Below are 16,726 nucleotides of genomic sequence, written 5' to 3'. Positions count from 1 at the left end.
GAGCACTAACGATTAGAATCCACATTTTCAATCTTCATACATCACATATTTGGTTCTGATTTTTGAAAACTTTTCCACATCAGATTTCCATGAAGATTTTATTTCAGCTTCAGATTTTCCGGCAACGATTTGTTTTCTTAATTCATCACTTCCCGCTAAGGTATCAAAGAAAAGATTTTTCAGGAAGAAACTTTGCTGAGGATTTTTGTACTGTTTATAGGCTTTAATCAACCAATCCAGATTTAGTTCTCTTAAATCTTCAGAATAATTTGAGAGATTTTCACCGTAACATAATTGTCCGTTCAGAAAAGGATCTTTGGCTCCAAAATTAGGTTTTGGAGTAAATTGATAAGGTAAATCTTTTGTCCAAGGTGAACCATAGACTTGAAACGGAATATCAGTTCCTCGTCCCACGGAAACCTGCGTTCCTTCGAAGAAACATAAACTCGGATACAGATTGATCGATTTATCGTTGGGTAAATTTGGAGACGGCTTATCTAAAATAGCATAGCGGTTTTGTTTATGATACTTCTGCATCGGGATCACCGTATATTTAGCCTGTACTCCATTTTTCAGCCATTTTTCCCCGTTCACCATTTTTCCGTATTCGCCAATCGTTAAGCCATAAACTACGGGAACTTCGTGCATACCGACAAAGCTTTCCCATTTTTTCTTCAAAACCGGCCCATCAATATATCCGTCATGCGGATTTGGTCTGTCTAAAACTAAAATTTTAACATTATTTTCTGCTCCGGCTTCCATCAAATACGTCAAAGTAGAGATGTAAGTATAAAATCTAACTCCAACATCCTGAATATCAAATACTACAATATCCAAACCTTTCAATTGCTCCGGCTTTGGTTTTTTATTGGGACCATAAAGCGAGATGATAGGAATTCCCGTTTTGATGTCTATTCCGTTTTTTACTTTTTCGCCCGCATCGGCATCACCCCGGAAACCATGTTCTGGAGCAAAAATTGTTTTAATCTTAATGCCGTTTTTTACTAAATAATCTACCACATGATTTTTATCTTTCATCAAACCAGTCTGATTGGTAACGATTCCGATATTTTTCCCTTTCAATAGTGGCAAATATAACTCAGGTCTGTCTGCACCCGTTTTGAAACAATCCTTATCTTGAATCTGAGAATAATATGGGCTGAATACTCCTAAAAAAATTAGGCAAATAAGAACTAAAGTTTTAATTTTGAAATCTAAATTCATAAGCTTGAAATTTCCTTTATATTTCTCTAGAAAAATAGCGTTTTCCAAAGATAACAAAAATAACCTTTCTCGGGTGATCATCTTCATTGGCAGACTTTCTGTGGCCTTGGGAATTATTGTTTCATTAATTACTGTCTCCACAGGGTTCGGCTCAAAAAAAGCTATCAAAGAGAGACTGGCAGATTTTAGTGGTCATATTACCGTAAAATCTACCCGCTCTAACTCTTCTTATAACACTTCTGTATTAGACAAAGAAGGTTTAAATATTAAAAAACTGAAAGAACTTGAGGATGTAGAAAGTGTACAGAAATACTCAATGGTAACGGGAATTATGCGTAACGAACACAGCTTTGCAGGAATTATATTTAAAGGTGTAGGAAAAGATTTTGACAGTTTAAGATTTAAGAAATTCCTCATCTCAGGAAAAACACCGAAAATTACTGAAGATGGCTACAGCAATGCAATCACTATATCAGAAAAAATTGCACACGACCTTCATCTGAAAGTTAATGACAGCATTGTAACCGTTTTTGCGAAGGAAGATCAGAAACAGATCTACAGAAAATTTCAGGTTGTCGGAATTTATAAAACCGATATTAAAATGATTGATGATCAGTTTGTAATGGGCGACATCAATCAGGTTCGGAAAATTCAGGATATGACTCCTGAAGATGTTGGCGGTATAGATATTTTCTTCAAAAACGTGAACGATATCGATAAAGATTCTTCTCAAATCGATAAACTGATCGGCTATAAAAATTACGCTGAGAAAGCAACTGAAAAATTCCCTCAGATCAATGACTGGATTAGTATTTTTGATGTAAACATAGCTTTAATCATCTCTATAATGCTGATTGTAGTGATCATCAACATCATTATGGTTCTTCTTATTTTGATTATTGAGCGTACGAACTCTATTGGTTTACTGAAAACTTTAGGCGCCACAAACGCGCAGATTCGTGCAACTTTTATTAATTATACGTTGATCATAATGGTTCCGGGATTGCTTTACGGAAATGCGATTGGTCTAGGACTTCTATTGATTCAGAAATTTTTCGGAATCATTAAATTAAATCCAGAAAACTATTATGTGAGCACCGTTCCGGTAGATTTGAACCCTATCGTGATTCTTTCAATCTCAGCCGGTATTTTATTGATTTCCGGACTGGCATTAATTATTCCGAGTTATCTGATCAGCAAAATTTCTCCGGTGAAGTCGATTAAATATAGTTAAACAATTATTAATTATTAATTATTAATTATTAATTATTAATTATTAATTATTAATTATTAGTTATTAGTTATTTAAAATAATTATTACTTTTCTTAATAAAAAACCCTGAATTTTAAATTCAGGGTTTATATTTTTTAGATTCTATCATCGTCGCTGTCGTCTTCATCATCGAAAACGTCATCGTTGTAGTCATCTTCTTCGTCATCGTCAAAGTTGTCATCATCTTCGTCAGCAAAACTGTTTCCTCCGACAGCAAAATCTTCTTCAAAACCAAAATCATCATCCATCAAAGGCATTGCTGATTTTTTGTTTTTAGAACCTGCGCCTCCACTTTTGCTAGGGGCTTTCAAAGGAGCATTCCCGAATCTGTAGACTGTAATCGGGTAATTTACACCCTTTGTCTCATCGATAACTTCTACAAGTTCACAGAAAAATTCCCAAAGATCTAATAAACCATACTGGAACTGCGCTTTGTCACCAGCGGTTTCAAATGCTTCATCGATGTAAACGTCTGACATTATCTCGCCATCACCTTCATCACTCATATCTTCCAACGGAACACTTTTCACAATGGTGCCGTCTTCTTCAAGGAGATTAAAGGTAGAAAGCTCATCACCGCTAAGGTTGAAAGCACTTTTGATTCCTAAATGAAGGTTCCAGAGCGTTTGTTTTCCTTTAATCTCAACATCACGGAAAATATCTTCTTTTGTATCTAATATTACACGGATTTTGTAAACCATACTACTATTCCAATTTCTATTTTTGCCTTATTCTAATTGATCAATTTCTGTTGCAAATATATAATAAATGAAATTTTAGAAAAGAATATTTACTAATTTTTTAGAATTTTTTTTTGCTTACATTCCAACAGTCTATTTGCTTTTTTCGAGCATGAAACTAAATTTAGTTCCTTCCAAATATACACTTTCTACGGTAATGTTTTCATTATGAGCTTCCAGAATATGCTTCACAATCGCGAGGCCGAGACCAGAACCTCCCTGTCTCCTGCTTCTGCTGGTTTCCACACGGTAAAATCGTTCAAATATCCTTGGAAGAAGTTCTTCTTTAATTCCCATACCATTGTCGATGACTTCAATAAGAACTTTGTTTCTTAAGACGCTGGTTTTTACCACCACTTTTGCTTCCTGTCGGTTGGCATAATGTATGGCATTTGAGATCAAATTAATAAAAACCTGCGAAATTTTCTGTTTATCGGCTTCCACAAAAATCTGGCTGTGTAAAGTCTGCAGCTGTAAGACGGTATTGTTTTTTTCGGCTTCCAGATCAAGAAGGTCAAAAATTTCTTTCACAAGAATATTAACGTCAAACTTCGAAACGGTAAGATTAATCTCACCAGACTCCAGCCTGTTGATCATATCAAGATCATTAACGATAGCGATAAGGCGTTCAACCGAAATACCTATTCTTTCAAGATATTTGTCTCTTATATTCAGGTTTTCCACCCCACCTTCACTTAATGTCTCAACATATCCCTGGATGGAAAATAATGGTGTTTTGAGTTCGTGAGATACGTTTCCGATATATTCTTTACGATAACTTTCCATTTTTTTCATTACCTCCATTTCGGTAACTTTCTGTTGGTTAAAATCAGAAAATCTTTCACCAAGTTCTTTCAAGGTAATATTTTCCTGATTGTCGTAAACAATCTCTTCGGGTAAAATTTTAGAAATATTTCTTACCTGCTTTTTGGCGTAATAATTAAATAGCAGCTCTAGAACAATGTAATTAATCACAAACATGATAAGCACGCTTACCGCTATTCCGCTTATGAAAAACGAATTATGGTAATAGCGGTCATGCAGAGCATCAAATATGATGACTAAAATAAGCATCACCAAAGTCAAAAGACAAGCGGAGATGAAACTGAGTCTGTAAAATTTCAATTTTACAAAATTTAGGGGTTATAAGTAAAGATAGGAATTCTGAATTAAACAATCAGCTTATATCCTATTCCTTTAAGAGTCTGAATGGTGTTGATGCCAAGTTTTTCTCTCAATCTTCTGATGTGCACATCAATCGTTCTTTCGCCTACAATAACATCATTACCCCAAACTTTTTCAAGAATTTCTTCTCTTTTAAAAACTTTTTCGGTATTTGAAGCTAAAAGATAAAGCAGATCAAATTCTTTTTTCGGAAGTAAAAACTGCTGGCCGCTTTTCGAAACTCTGAAATTATCTTTATCAATAATTAAATCTCCTACCTCGATCAGTTTTGCATTATCCGAAACTTGAGAAGTCAGCTGCAATAAAGCATTTACTTTAGAAATTAAAATTTTCGGTTTAATCAGCTTCACAATGTAATCGTTTGCTCCTGCCTGAAAACCTGCAAGCTGAGAAAACTCTTCGCTTCGAGCGGATAGAAAAACGATAAGACTTTTTTGAAGTTCTTTTACTTTGCGCAGCTCCTGGCAAGTTTCGATGCCGTCTTTTTCGGGCATCATGACATCTAATAAGATAAGATCCGGAATAATCTCTTTGGCTTTTTCTATACCTTCGTTACCATTTGTGGCAGTATATATATCGTAGCCTTCTTTTTCTAAATTGTATGAAAGAATTTCGAGAATATCCAGTTCATCATCAATTAATAGAATCTTTTTTTGGTTCATTTTCAATTTTTACAATTCAAAGTTAACAAAAATTAAGCAACATGATTGATAATTAGTTTTCATTCACATAAACTTAATATTAAAGGCTGTTTCGTAATATTTAGTTAAGAAAAATTTAAATTTAACTAAACCATTTATACCTCTAATCTTTTATTCCTTTGCACCGAAAGTAATTAGTAAAAAAGAAATGAATTTTAGAAAACTGAGTATCGCTGTTTTGTTCCTTACCACATCCGGAACTTTATTTTACGCTCAAGAGAAAAATGACACCGTAAAAAAAGAAAAGAAAATTGAAGGAGTAATCATTCAAGGTACAACAAAAAAAGGTGGTGAAGCCAATATCATCAGCGTACAGAGAAAATCTGTAGAAGTTATAGAAAGAGTAGGTTCTGTACAGCTAGAAAAACAAGGTGTAGGCGACGTTTCTGTGGCGGTAACTAAGGCTACAGGTTCGCAAAAACAAGAAGGAAGCGGACAGATTTTCATTCGTGGTCTTGGTGACCGTAACAACTCTACAACCATCAACGGACTACAGGTTCCTTCAAACGATCCTTTATACAAAAACATTGATCTGAGTATCATTAAAACTGATATGATCGATTTCATCGGTCTGGAAAAGGTATATAACCCAAAACTTTGGGGTGATATGTCTGGAGCAAACGTTGATATCGTAACGAAAGTATATACAGGAAAGCCTTATTTTAAAGTGAATCTTGGATCTTCTGTAAACTTTAATTCAGTTCAGAAAAACAATTATTTCTTACAGGATGGTCCGAACTTTTTTGGATCAAAAATTCTTGAAAAACCATCTAAAAATGCGGTTTTAAACAGAGGTTATGTTTTCACAACTTCTCTGAAAGATCAGGAAATTAATAATCCTATTAATTCTGCTTTAAGTTTTGATTTTGGTACCAATTTCAAAATCGGTGAGCAAGGGAAACTTAGTATTTTTGGATATGGCGGTTTTGATAATAGCTATGATTATTTCCAGGGAATTACAGGAGGGTCTTTCGATACTACCACAGGTCCCAATAAAATTTATGATAATTCTGAAGAATTTAAATATTCTACAAATACTACAGGGTTGATAAATGTTAACTACAGAATCAACAGTAAGAATAATATTAATTTTTCATCTAACTACATCCACACCACAGAACAGAAGCTGGGTAACTATAGTGGGTACAACAGAGATTATTACGACAACGACGTTTCGCAAGAAAGATATGTAACTCAGATTAGAAGAGCCACTTATAAAACCAACGATTTAATTGTAAACCAACTAAAAGGTGAGCATACTTTATCTGAGCCACTAAAAATTATCTGGAACTTAGGTTACAACAGACTAGACAGCAGAAGACCAGATAGACAACAAAATATTACTGTTCTGGATAAACTTCAGAACTACAGCTTCTTTGCAAGTTCTAATCCCGGAGCAAACAACAGATATTACGACAGATTATTGGAAAATGATTTTGTTGGAGATTTGCATGCAGATTATAAATTGGGAGAGAATACAAAAATCACCTTGGGATATAGCGGAAGGTATAAAGACAGTGATTTTAAGGCTACACAATACAACTTTAGAATTTTGCCTGCGCAGGGAACTTATTATGTAGATCCAAAAAATTACGATTCTTTCTTTAATATAGGAAACTATCAGATGGGAGGATTTTTTGATATCGTAACGTTCAGAGGAGATGTAAAATACAATCCGGAAACCGCTTTTGTACCTCAATTCTTTACATCTGAAATTATGAACAATGCGGGATATGTAAATGTTGATTACAAATTCTCAGAAAAATTCACGGCTCAGGTTGGTGTGCGTTACGACAATTTGCAACAAGAAATTGTTTACAACACCACACTTTATCCTGATGGCGGAAAAGTAAACAAAGATTATTCTAAAATTCTACCTGCATTTAATTTAAAATACAGCTTAAACGACAAACATAATTTCAGATTAGCAGGTTCAAAGACCTACACAACTCCACTACTTTTAGAAGTTGCACCGTTTGAGTACGAAGATATTGATGAGTCTACAATAGGAAATCCGGAAGCTTACCCTGCAGATAACTACAATGTAGATTTGAAATGGGAGTGGTTTCCGAAAAAGAACGAGCTGATCTCATTAACGGCTTTTGGTAAGTACATTCAAAATCCTATTTCCAGAATTGTAATTGCATCTGCTTCAAACATAGTTTCTTTCATGAACATTGGTGATACAGGTAGAGTATTTGGTCTGGAAGCTGAAATCAGAAAAGATATTTACGACTCTGGCAAAACAAGACTTTATACATTCATAAATGGTACTTATCTGAATACAGAGCAGGATCTTGATGAAAATAAAGTAAGAAAAGAAAACACAAAATATAATGTAACGCTGAACAAAGGTGTTACAAAAGACAAATTACAGGGAGCTTCTGAATTCTTAGCCAATGCAAACTTAGGTCTGGAGCAGAAATGGGGTGACAAAAACACGATGGATTTTGTAGTCTCTTACTCTTATATCTCTGATAACATCTATGCCATTGGTACACAGGAAAAAGGAAACCTTGTAGATAAAGCATTCAGCACGCTGGATGCCACGATGAAAATAAAACTTGGCAGCGGAATAGGATTCTCACTGACTGGCAGAAATTTAATCAATCCTTACTTCACAAGAGTGCAAGACAATAAAGCCGGAGAACTTGTTTCAAGAAAATACAAAAGAGGATCCGGAATCGGCGCAAGCGTTTCTTATGAATTCTAAATAAAAAATAAATAAAAATATTGTAAAATGAAAAAGAACACTTTAAAATTATTAGCTGCTGCATTTATTATGTCAACAACAGCTGTAGTATTTCACTCATGTAGTGATAATGAAGACGAAGAATTGATCATCACAAATCCAGGAACAGGGATCGCTTTAGATCCTAGCAACTTCAAAGGTGAAGTAAAATCTGGTGAGACGGTAACTCTGGATGCTACAAAATTATATAAACTTACAGGTTCTGTAATTGTAAGAGGCGGTGGAACTTTAGTAATCCCTGCAGGAACAAGAATTGAAGCTTCAGGAGGTACTTCTGCTTTTATCGTTGTAGAGCAAAATGCTAAAATTTTCGCTAACGGTACAGCAACAAATCCTGTTGTATTTACATCACCTAATCCTACACCGGGAAGCTGGGGAGGTTTGGTAATCTGCGGTAAAGCTCCTATCAACAGAGGTGCTACTGCAACTTCAGAAGTTGGTGACTCTATCTATGGCGGTACAGTTGCTAATGACAATTCAGGATCATTAAAATATGTGAGAATAGAATATGCAGGTGCTGTATTTACAGGAACTAAAGAATTTAACGGACTTTCTCTTTTCGGAGTAGGTAACGGAACTGTAATTGATAATATCTCAATGATTAACGGATCTGATGACGGTATTGAATTTTTCGGTGGAACTGTAAATGTTTCTAATGTAATTTCTGTAGCAAACGAAGATGATGCTTTTGACTGGACAGAAGGTTGGAACGGTACTGCAACGAATATCTTCACAAAAAGAAGATCAACAGGAGTTGGAAACAGAGGAATAGAAGCAGACAACAATGCTGATAATAAAGATGCAAATCCTAGATCTAATCCTACTATTAAGAACGCAACATTTATCGGCGCTACTTCAGGTGAATCTGACGGTTTGAAATTAAGAGAAGGTACATATGCATCAATTGACAATGTAGTTTTATCTAACTGGACTACTGGTATCAACGTAGAACACGATCAATCTGTATCTTATTTCAACGGTCAAAACAAGATCACAAAAGTGAAATTTGATAACGTAACAACTAAAGCATCTGTGAAAGCTACTACAGGAAGTGCTGCTGCTACATTATTACCAAACACCTACACAGAAGACGCTACAGCAACTGGAGCTGGAAGCGGTACAGCAACGCCTACTTGGGCTGCAGGATGGGCAGGTATCTAATTTAAGTAATTAGTTTCTTCATATTAAATTGAATCCCTCAGGAAAATTTCCTGAGGGATTTTTATTTTCTTAAAAAAAAGGATGAAATTTTGCGTTTCCTCCTTTAAAATTTATATTAAAATGATTTAAGAATATTCAAATTTCCTCACGGCTTCCAGAGTCATATCAATTTCTCTGTCTTTGATGGCATCACTGATAAAATAGGTTTCGTAGCCACTTGGCGGCAGATAAATTCCGTTGGTCAGCATTTGGTGGAAGAAATTATTAAAGAGTGCATGATTTGCCTGTTGAGCCTCATCAAAATTTGAGACTCTGTTGATATGAAAAAACACAGACATCATTGATCCTTTCCGGTTGATCTTGTGAGCAATTCCTTTTTCGTTAAGAATTTTCCCGATTTCAAAATCTAAGGTTTCTGTAGTTTTATTTAAATTATTAAAGAAATTTTCATCATTTTTAATGAGTTGCAAAGTCTTTAAACCTGCTCTCATTGCTAACGGATTTCCGCTCAAAGTTCCGGCTTGGTAAACTGCACCTTTCGGAGCCAGATGATCCATAATTTCATTGCGTCCGGCGAAAGCACCCACAGGAAGTCCACCACCGATTACCTTTCCATACGTTACCAAATCTGCTTTTACATTGTATAATTCCTGAGCTCCTCCAAAAGCCAATCTGAAACCCGTCATCACTTCATCAAAGATTAATAAGGCACCGTTTTCGTCACAGATTTTTCTTAAGTTTTGTAAGAAACTGTTTTCCGGTAAAACGCAACCCATATTTCCAGCAACCGGCTCTATAATAACCGCGGCAATCTCACCCTGATTATGTCTGAACAAATCCTGAACCTGCTCAAAATCATTATATCTTGCAAGTAGAGTGTCTTTTGCAGTTCCCTCTGTAACTCCCGGAGAATTTGGGTTTCCGAATGTAGCAGCACCACTTCCCGCTTTAATTAAAAATGAATCTGAATGACCGTGATAACAGCCTTCAAACTTTACAATTTTATCTCTTCCCGTAAAACCTCTCGCCAATCTCACTGCACTCATACACGCTTCCGTTCCTGAAGAGACCATTCTTATCTGATCAATATTCGGAACATTTTCTGTGATGAATTTTGCGATTTCAGTTTCAAGTTCTGTCGGTGCACCAAAAGAAAAACCTTTTTCAGCCTGAATTTTTAACTCTTCTAAAACCTCCGGATGCGTATGACCCAGAATTGCAGGACCCCATGAATTGATGTAATCAACATAAATATTATCATCAGCATCAGTAAGATAGGCACCTTTTGCAGATTTCATGAAAACAGGAACACCCCCTACAGATTTGAAGGCACGGACAGGAGAATTTACACCTCCCGGAATATATTTGTAAGCTTCTTCGAATAAAGCTGAACTTCTTTGGTATTTCATTATAGTTATTTGATTGTCATATAGTTAATGATAAATAGCGAACAGTCATAAGTAATTAAACCAACAACGATCAACTAAAACCATCAACCAATTTTAGTTTCTGGGTTTTTTGTCAATTAGATAAATCAATTGTCCGGCAGAAGGCTTTTGACCTTCATCCATTCTGTTTTTTGCGTAAAGCTTGTTTAGTTTTACTCCGAATTTTTGTGCAATATCATGCATATCTTCACCAAATTCGGCTTTGTAAGTTGGCGTGTTGCCATCTGAATTTTTTGATTCAAGAAATACAATATCATCTTTTTTCAGAACATCAGATTGCAGATCATTCCATTTAATCAATTTACTGTCACTGATTTTAAATTTATTCGCGATTAACTGAATATTGGTGTCTGCGGGTATTACTACATACTTTAAACCTCCGTTCGGATGATTTTTAACTAAAATAGAATTGAGAATTTCCGCTGTAGTTTTGATGCGCTCTACCCTCTTTTGCTGTTGGGCGTAAGAAGTTGCTTTATAAGGAACCTTTACGGTTACAGGCTCAGTTTTCATTTTTTTAGAAGGCTCCAGACGTGCCATGAAAGTTCTGTCGTCTTTCAGATCCGGATATTTCTTTAGAACTGCATAAAGTACTTCCTTAGAATTCACTTCATCAAACTCGTACAGTTTATATCTTTCAATTTTTCCTATCAGAATTGATGCATAACGTGGATTTGTTGCGTAACCTGCTTTTTTCAGACCATGTGCCCACGCTTTGTAATCTTTCATATCAAGATCAAAAAGTTTTGTATAATATTTTCTGGTTTTCAGAAATATAGAATGATCTTCATAAGACTGTTTGGGATCTTCATACACACGGAAACATTCGTTTGGTGCGTCATCGGTGTGCTTCATCGTTTTCCCCGTCCAGTCTTCTTTACATTTAATACCGAAATGATTTTTACCTTCCAGCGCCAGACGACTTTGGCCGCCACCGGTTTCCAAAAGTCCCTGTGCAAGGGTGATTGAAGCCGGAATTTTATATTTTTCCATCTCCTCCACCGCGTATTGCGCAAATTTTTGGATGTATTGATCTTCAGTAGCCCAGGTCTGAGCTGAGAATTTTGATAAAACTAAAAGGCTAATTAGTAAGAAAAGTCTTTTCATGTTTCTATTTATTTTTTATAAAGAATAATTAAACACTCTCAAAATATGCTTATAATGTGTATTCTGATCGTCTTTTATGTTTGAAATTTAAATAATCAAATTTCTGTTTTGTTTTCTTAAAAGCTTATTGGCTCCTGCAATACCCTGTAAACCACCTGTATGAAAACAGAGAATTTTACTTCCTTCAGGAAAATAATTATCATCAATCATTTCGAAAATCTTCTGCATCATTTTTCCTGTATAAATAGGTTCTAGCGGAATCTCAAACTTCATTTTAAAATCATTGATAAAACGAATATTATCATCGTTTATTTTTCCGTAACCACCATAAGACGCATCCGTTAGATGAAAATTTCTTTTGGTTGTTAATTCTGAAATTTTGTTCTGTAAAGAATCATCATCAACCACTTTAAAACCGATAACTTTCTGATTGTCTTCGCAAAACTCTGAAATTCCCGAAACCGTACCTCCCGTTCCAACTGCGGTGCAAAGATAATCAAAATCTTTTGTATCGTTATTCAGCATCATTTTAATACCGTTAATTGCATTTTCATTCGTTCCACCTTCAGGAATGATGAGCGCATTGGGGAATTCCTGCTGGAGAATTTCGGTTAGTTTTTCTTTATGACGATATTCTTCACGGGAAACAAATTTAAAGTTCATTCCGTTTTTTTTAGCTAAAACTAAAGTGGGATTGTCGATCCACTTTTTTTCCAGTTCTTCGCCTCTGATAATTCCTAAAGTTTGAGTTTCTGATAACTTTCCAACAGCCGAAATCGAAGAAATATGATTGGAATACGCGCCGCCGAATGTAATAATTAACGGATTTTTGGGTTTATCTTCAAGATAATTATTAATATTAAAAAACAATTTCCAATATTTATTTCCCGAAATATCAGGATGAATAAGGTCTTCTCTTTTGATGAAAAGCCGAATATTTTTTTCAACTGAGATTTCCTGAATCGGAATTGGTTGGGTTGGATATTTTAATAGCATTTTTGTTTTAAATGATATTTGTTTTACGAGTAATTTTTATATTGCTTTTTAAACCACCCCGTCAAAAATTCTTTGAATTTTCGCCACCCCTCCAAAGGAGGGGAATTTCGGAAAGTTATAGTGCAATCTAATTTCTAATTTTTATATTTTCATTACTTTAAGTATTTCCAAAAACCCCAAAATCTTCTTTTTTTAAGATAATCAAGATCGTGTTCGTTTGCATATGCTTCTCTTTCAAATGAAATAGCAAGATAAGCTCTGTGAGCATTTTTTAAAGTAAATAAATGGTAATAATACTCTGTAATATATGCGAAATAAAAGAAAATAATCAACAGTTCCAGTTGCTGTCTGAGATGTATTTTCTCGTGGTTCAACAACACTCTATTCCTCTTATCTTCAGGATTTTTAATGAAAATAAAAGGATAAAGCGTAATGCCATTTATTTTTGTATTTTTGAGAAGCTTTTGGCACACAATTATCATGATAACAAATATAAAAGTTTTGTTTTAACTTATGGCGCATTTTGACATCAAAGAACATGAAGACTTTTACTACAATGAGCAGGGATATAAAGTTTTTACAGAAAAGTTTCATCTTAAAAGAGGATATTGCTGCAAAAGCGGTTGCAGACACTGCCCATACGGATACGATAAAAAGACCGACACATTTATAAAAATCACTAAAAAAAAATAAAGAAAATGAAGAAATATATTTTTATTTTGCTGGCAGCAACTTTAGGTTTGTCTTCTTGCAGTCCTTTTAAAGTACGTTCAGACTATGCAGAAACTGCAAATTTCTCTTCTTATAAAACGTATAAAATAAGAATTGATGATTTGAAACTGAATGATATTGATAAAGACAGAGTCTTGAATGAGCTATCCAAACAACTTCAAACTAGAGGCCTTCAGTCAGGGGAAAGTCCGGACTTAATCGTCAATGTGAAAGCCAACCACAAAAAAGTAACCGACATTACAACTTCTAATCCTGGCGGAATGTGGGGTTGGGGCGGAGGTTTTGGCTGGGGAATCGGCATGAACAGAACCTGGTCTAGCAACTACAACGAAGGTGCAATTATTATAGATCTTATTGATTCTAAAACCAATAAACTGGTTTGGCAGGGTATAGGAAGCGGAATTTCTGTCGACAGACCGCAGGCAAAACAGAAACAAATCCCTCAGATTGTAGCCGAAATTATGGCCAACTACCCTCCGGGAATGAAGAAAAAATAATCTGAACAGATTTAAATAAAAAAAAGTCAATACATTGGGTGTTGACTTTTTTTTATTGCTGATCATCAAACCATATTTTTTTCATCCTAATTTAATCTTAATAAAAATTCATGCAATAATTAAAGAAAATTGATGACCATGTAATTATATATTAGTAAAATTGTAATCACCATACAGTAAATTATTTAATATGAAAAAACTACTACTATTAGTATTGGCACAGATCGTCAATGCACAGGCTCCATCCGGTTATTATTCTTCGGCGAACGGACTTTCGGGAGCGTCGTTAAAAACTGCACTCAGCTCAAATATCACCAGTGGGCATCAGGATAAGGGATATGCAGGTCTTTGGACTGCTTATAAAACTACAGATATTGATAAAAATTATGAGAACGACGGATCTGTTCTAGATATTTATTCTGAAAGACCAACTTCAAATGATCCATACAATTTCACTGTGGTCAATAATCAATGCGGAACATATTCTACGGAAGGAAATTGCTATAACCGTGAACATATTGTTCCTCAAAGTTTTTTTAATGAAGCTTCTCCGATGAGAAATGACATTCATTTTATAAGAGCTACTGATGGAAAAGTAAACGGAATGCGATCAAATTATCCTTTTGGGAAAGTAGGAAGTACAAGTTTTACATCTCAAAACGGATCGAAACTTGGAAGTTCTTCTTCAACGGGTTTTTCGGGAACTGTTTTTGAGCCTATTGACGAATTTAAGGGAGACGTGGCGAGAATGGTTTTCTATTTTGTGACGCGGTATCAAAATCAGTTATCTTCTTTTTCATCAGGTAATATGCTCGGAAGCTCGGCTTTTCCGGGATTACAGACGTGGGAACTCAATGTACTTTTGGCGTGGCACAATCAAGATCCTGTTTCGCAGGCAGAAGTCAACAGAAACAATGCTTCTTACGCTTTTCAGGGTAACAGAAATCCTTTTATCGACAATCCAGGTTATGTAAATCAAATCTGGGGATCACAAACTCCTACTCAAGATACACAGTCTCCGACAACGGTAACCAATCTTACAATTCCTTCAAAAACATCAAGCAGTATTTCATTAACGTGGAATCCTTCAACTGATAATATTGCGGTAACTTCGTATGATGTTTACATGAACGGAAGTTTTAAATCTAATATAAATTCTACATCAACAACTGTTACAGGTTTAAATCCTTCTACTACTTACAGTTTTTATGTTAAAGCAAAAGATGCTGCGGGAAATGCTTCTGCAAACAGCCCAACAGTTTCCGGAACTACCAATGCAGGAACTACACCTTCAACAAATTGCGTGAATGAAACATTTGAAACTATTCCAACTTCAAGTGCATCTTCATACACAACAAAAACATGGACTAATGGAGGAATTACCTGGACAGCAACTGACTCCAGAAGTGATCAAACTATATCTAACAAAGCAATCACTGTAAGAAGCGGATCACTGAAATCAAGCAGCTTTGCTAACGGAATTACTTCTTTAACAGTCACTACACAATTGAAATTCAGCGGAACCAACGGAAATTTAAATGTACTTGTAAACGGTGTGAATGTGGGAACAATTCCTTACAGTACCACCGCAACGACTACAACGATCAACAACATCAATGTCTCCGGAAACGTGGTTCTGACGTTGGTAAACAATTCATCGAGTAACAGAGTTGCCATTGATAATCTGGTATGGACTTGCTCTGCAGGAAGCGCAAGACAAAGCTTTTCTTCACTAGAAAACACCGAAGTAAAAGAATTACAGGTTTATCCAAATCCTATTTCAAGTAATGAAATTTTTGTGAAAGGGGAAACTGAAAATATTCTAAAAGCTACAATTTATAATTTGCAGGGAAAAGTAATGCAAACTATTAGTAAACCTTTTAAAAACGGACAATCAATTAAGGTTAATGAATTGCCACAAGGAATGTATTTTCTTAAACTTGATGAATTGAATCTGAAATTTTTGGTGAAATAAAACATTTTAAGCAAATAAAAAAAAAGACTTCTCTTTATTGGAGAAGTCTTTTTTGGTTTTAATTTAAATATTATTTAATTCCTTCTTTTACAGAACGGGAAAGTATTTTATTTTTTCGAAGAAGAAAATCCGGCATAAGATCAGTAGGAAGATAAAATGTACTCTCACCACTACTCTGCAGTTCTTCTTCAATTCCGGGATTCCACGCCAGCAATTCCGCAAGATCAATTTTCAGTTCTTCAGCAATAATTTTCAGATTAAAGCCTGCGTTAATCTCAGTTTCCGAAAGCGACGAACCTTCTTTCACGCCCGTACGAGATTCAAAAAGAGCTTTCATCCTTGAGTTATTATAGTTGGTCAAAACTCCACTCAATTCACCCGTTGCGTAACATGCATTAAGATATTTTTTTACATGATTGATGGTTTCTGCCGGCAAATATTTAGAAAAAATATGGTACTGCGTAGAATTTGCAGACTGCATTGCTTTCGCAATATTGCCTTCACCGCAATTGTAGGCTGCGACAACGGTTACCCAATTATTGTATTTTTTGTATAAATTTCCCAATGAAACCACGGCCACTTTTGTACTTCGGTACAAATCATTACGGCGGTCTTCTGTGAGCCCATATTGATTGGCATGAGCCGTCATAAACTGCCAAACTCCCACAGCTCCTGCATGTGAGGTGATATTGCGATCAAAGTGAGATTCAATTAAAGCTAAATTTCTCAAATGTTTTGGAAGACCTTTACTGGCAAGAGAATTTTCTATAAACTGAACGATCTCTTTATTTGTATTAATAATACTTTTATATTTTCTCACCGTGCTTTCTGAAGTATCTGTAGCAGAAAGAAATTGCGCCTGAAGTGCTTGAAAACAGGATAAAAATAAAACCGGGAAAATTATTTTCGTAAAAACTTTCATCTTAAAATCTTAA

At 35.1% G+C, this 16,726-nt stretch carries 15 protein-coding genes; 6 read left to right on the top strand and 9 right to left on the bottom strand.

Going from position 1 to position 16,726, the window contains the following annotated elements:
* Positions 1 to 27: 27 nt before the first annotated feature.
* Positions 28 to 1,224 carry an exo-beta-N-acetylmuramidase NamZ family protein gene (locus PGH12_RS17115; RefSeq protein WP_267598691.1) on the bottom strand — a complete coding sequence of 399 codons (1,197 nt, stop codon included), beginning with the start codon at positions 1,222 to 1,224 and terminating at the stop codon, positions 28 to 30.
* Between the two features lie 4 nt (positions 1,225 to 1,228).
* On the opposite strand from PGH12_RS17115, the gene PGH12_RS17110 reads away from it, so the two are divergent.
* Positions 1,229 to 2,458: an ABC transporter permease gene (locus tag PGH12_RS17110; RefSeq protein WP_267598690.1), complete on the top strand. Its 1,230-nt coding sequence runs from the start codon at positions 1,229 to 1,231 to the stop codon at positions 2,456 to 2,458.
* Positions 2,459 to 2,592: 134 nt separating this feature from the next.
* Here PGH12_RS17110 and PGH12_RS17105 read toward each other — a convergent pair whose 3' ends face one another.
* The 3 genes from PGH12_RS17105 to PGH12_RS17095 form a co-directional block, all read right to left on the bottom strand.
* Positions 2,593 to 3,198: an IS1096 element passenger TnpR family protein gene (locus PGH12_RS17105; RefSeq protein ID WP_267598689.1), complete on the bottom strand. Its 606-nt coding sequence runs from the start codon at positions 3,196 to 3,198 to the stop codon at positions 2,593 to 2,595.
* Between the two features lie 132 nt (positions 3,199 to 3,330).
* A complete protein-coding gene (locus tag PGH12_RS17100; protein ID WP_267598688.1) occupies positions 3,331 to 4,362 on the bottom strand; it encodes a sensor histidine kinase in 1,032 nt (343 codons plus the stop codon).
* Positions 4,363 to 4,406: 44 nt separating this feature from the next.
* Complete coding sequence (locus PGH12_RS17095; RefSeq protein ID WP_267598687.1) at positions 4,407 to 5,084, bottom strand: response regulator; 678 nt, start codon at positions 5,082 to 5,084, stop codon at positions 4,407 to 4,409.
* Between the two features lie 187 nt (positions 5,085 to 5,271).
* On the opposite strand from PGH12_RS17095, the gene PGH12_RS17090 reads away from it, so the two are divergent.
* Together PGH12_RS17090 and PGH12_RS17085 are read left to right on the top strand one after the other, a co-directional pair.
* Positions 5,272 to 7,836 (top strand): TonB-dependent receptor domain-containing protein, encoded by a 2,565-nt coding sequence (locus tag PGH12_RS17090; protein WP_267598686.1) that lies wholly within the window; start codon positions 5,272 to 5,274, stop codon positions 7,834 to 7,836.
* Positions 7,837 to 7,863: 27 nt separating this feature from the next.
* Complete coding sequence (locus tag PGH12_RS17085) at positions 7,864 to 9,036, top strand: beta-helix domain-containing protein (protein WP_267598685.1); 1,173 nt, start codon at positions 7,864 to 7,866, stop codon at positions 9,034 to 9,036.
* Positions 9,037 to 9,161: 125 nt separating this feature from the next.
* On the opposite strand, the gene hemL is transcribed toward PGH12_RS17085, so the two are convergent.
* The 4 genes from hemL to PGH12_RS17065 all read right to left on the bottom strand — a co-directional run bounded on the left by hemL (position 9,162) and on the right by PGH12_RS17065 (position 13,069).
* A complete protein-coding gene (hemL, locus tag PGH12_RS17080) occupies positions 9,162 to 10,445 on the bottom strand; it encodes a glutamate-1-semialdehyde 2,1-aminomutase (RefSeq protein ID WP_267598684.1) in 1,284 nt (427 codons plus the stop codon).
* Positions 10,446 to 10,538: 93 nt separating this feature from the next.
* Complete coding sequence (locus tag PGH12_RS17075; protein WP_267598683.1) at positions 10,539 to 11,591, bottom strand: glucosaminidase domain-containing protein; 1,053 nt, start codon at positions 11,589 to 11,591, stop codon at positions 10,539 to 10,541.
* 87 nt (positions 11,592 to 11,678) lie between these two features.
* Positions 11,679 to 12,587 carry a 1-aminocyclopropane-1-carboxylate deaminase/D-cysteine desulfhydrase gene (locus tag PGH12_RS17070; RefSeq protein WP_267598682.1) on the bottom strand — a complete coding sequence of 303 codons (909 nt, stop codon included), beginning with the start codon at positions 12,585 to 12,587 and terminating at the stop codon, positions 11,679 to 11,681.
* A 152-nt stretch (positions 12,588 to 12,739) separates the two neighbouring features.
* The gene (locus tag PGH12_RS17065; RefSeq protein WP_267598681.1) at positions 12,740 to 13,069 is read right to left on the bottom strand and encodes a hypothetical protein; all 330 of its coding nucleotides are present in this window, start codon (positions 13,067 to 13,069) and stop codon (positions 12,740 to 12,742) included.
* 31 nt (positions 13,070 to 13,100) lie between these two features.
* Between PGH12_RS17065 and PGH12_RS17060 the strand changes: the two genes are divergently transcribed.
* The 3 genes from PGH12_RS17060 (at position 13,101) to PGH12_RS17050 (ending at position 15,791) form a co-directional block, all read left to right on the top strand.
* Entirely contained in the window at positions 13,101 to 13,280 is a 180-nt protein-coding gene (locus PGH12_RS17060; RefSeq protein ID WP_267598680.1) for a C1orf53 family protein, read from the top strand.
* 5 nt (positions 13,281 to 13,285) lie between these two features.
* Complete coding sequence (locus PGH12_RS17055; protein ID WP_267598679.1) at positions 13,286 to 13,816, top strand: DUF4136 domain-containing protein; 531 nt, start codon at positions 13,286 to 13,288, stop codon at positions 13,814 to 13,816.
* Between the two features lie 190 nt (positions 13,817 to 14,006).
* Positions 14,007 to 15,791 carry an endonuclease gene (locus PGH12_RS17050; RefSeq protein ID WP_267598678.1) on the top strand — a complete coding sequence of 595 codons (1,785 nt, stop codon included), beginning with the start codon at positions 14,007 to 14,009 and terminating at the stop codon, positions 15,789 to 15,791.
* 70 nt (positions 15,792 to 15,861) lie between these two features.
* Here the strand turns inward: PGH12_RS17050 and PGH12_RS17045 are convergent, their stop codons facing one another.
* Positions 15,862 to 16,713 (bottom strand): lytic transglycosylase domain-containing protein, encoded by an 852-nt coding sequence (locus tag PGH12_RS17045; RefSeq protein ID WP_267598677.1) that lies wholly within the window; start codon positions 16,711 to 16,713, stop codon positions 15,862 to 15,864.
* Between the last annotated feature and the right edge of the window lie 13 nt (positions 16,714 to 16,726).

The sequence above is a fragment of the Chryseobacterium sp. CY350 genome (genome assembly GCF_027945075.1).
GTDB lineage: Bacteria > Bacteroidota > Bacteroidia > Flavobacteriales > Weeksellaceae > Chryseobacterium.
The sequence above is the reverse complement of the archived record's forward strand: the minus strand, read 5'-3'. Positions and strand labels throughout refer to the sequence as shown.

Bases quoted from the DNA above. Each gene is read 5' to 3' on its own strand.
- PGH12_RS17115 (WP_267598691.1), bottom strand. From the start codon at position 1,224: ATGAATTTAGATTTCAAAATTAAAACTTTAGTTCTTATTTGCCTAATT.
- PGH12_RS17105 (WP_267598689.1), bottom strand. From the start codon at position 3,198: ATGGTTTACAAAATCCGTGTAATATTAGATACAAAAGAAGATATTTTC.
- PGH12_RS17095 (WP_267598687.1), bottom strand. From the start codon at position 5,084: ATGAACCAAAAAAAGATTCTATTAATTGATGATGAACTGGATATTCTC.
- PGH12_RS17090 (WP_267598686.1), top strand. From the start codon at position 5,272: ATGAATTTTAGAAAACTGAGTATCGCTGTTTTGTTCCTTACCACATCC.
- PGH12_RS17085 (WP_267598685.1), top strand. From the start codon at position 7,864: ATGAAAAAGAACACTTTAAAATTATTAGCTGCTGCATTTATTATGTCA.
- hemL (WP_267598684.1), bottom strand. From the start codon at position 10,445: ATGAAATACCAAAGAAGTTCAGCTTTATTCGAAGAAGCTTACAAATAT.
- PGH12_RS17075 (WP_267598683.1), bottom strand. From the start codon at position 11,591: ATGAAAAGACTTTTCTTACTAATTAGCCTTTTAGTTTTATCAAAATTC.
- PGH12_RS17070 (WP_267598682.1), bottom strand. From the start codon at position 12,587: ATGCTATTAAAATATCCAACCCAACCAATTCCGATTCAGGAAATCTCA.
- PGH12_RS17065 (WP_267598681.1), bottom strand. From the start codon at position 13,069: ATGATAATTGTGTGCCAAAAGCTTCTCAAAAATACAAAAATAAATGGC.
- PGH12_RS17060 (WP_267598680.1), top strand. From the start codon at position 13,101: ATGGCGCATTTTGACATCAAAGAACATGAAGACTTTTACTACAATGAG.
- PGH12_RS17055 (WP_267598679.1), top strand. From the start codon at position 13,286: ATGAAGAAATATATTTTTATTTTGCTGGCAGCAACTTTAGGTTTGTCT.
- PGH12_RS17050 (WP_267598678.1), top strand. From the start codon at position 14,007: ATGAAAAAACTACTACTATTAGTATTGGCACAGATCGTCAATGCACAG.
- PGH12_RS17045 (WP_267598677.1), bottom strand. From the start codon at position 16,713: ATGAAAGTTTTTACGAAAATAATTTTCCCGGTTTTATTTTTATCCTGT.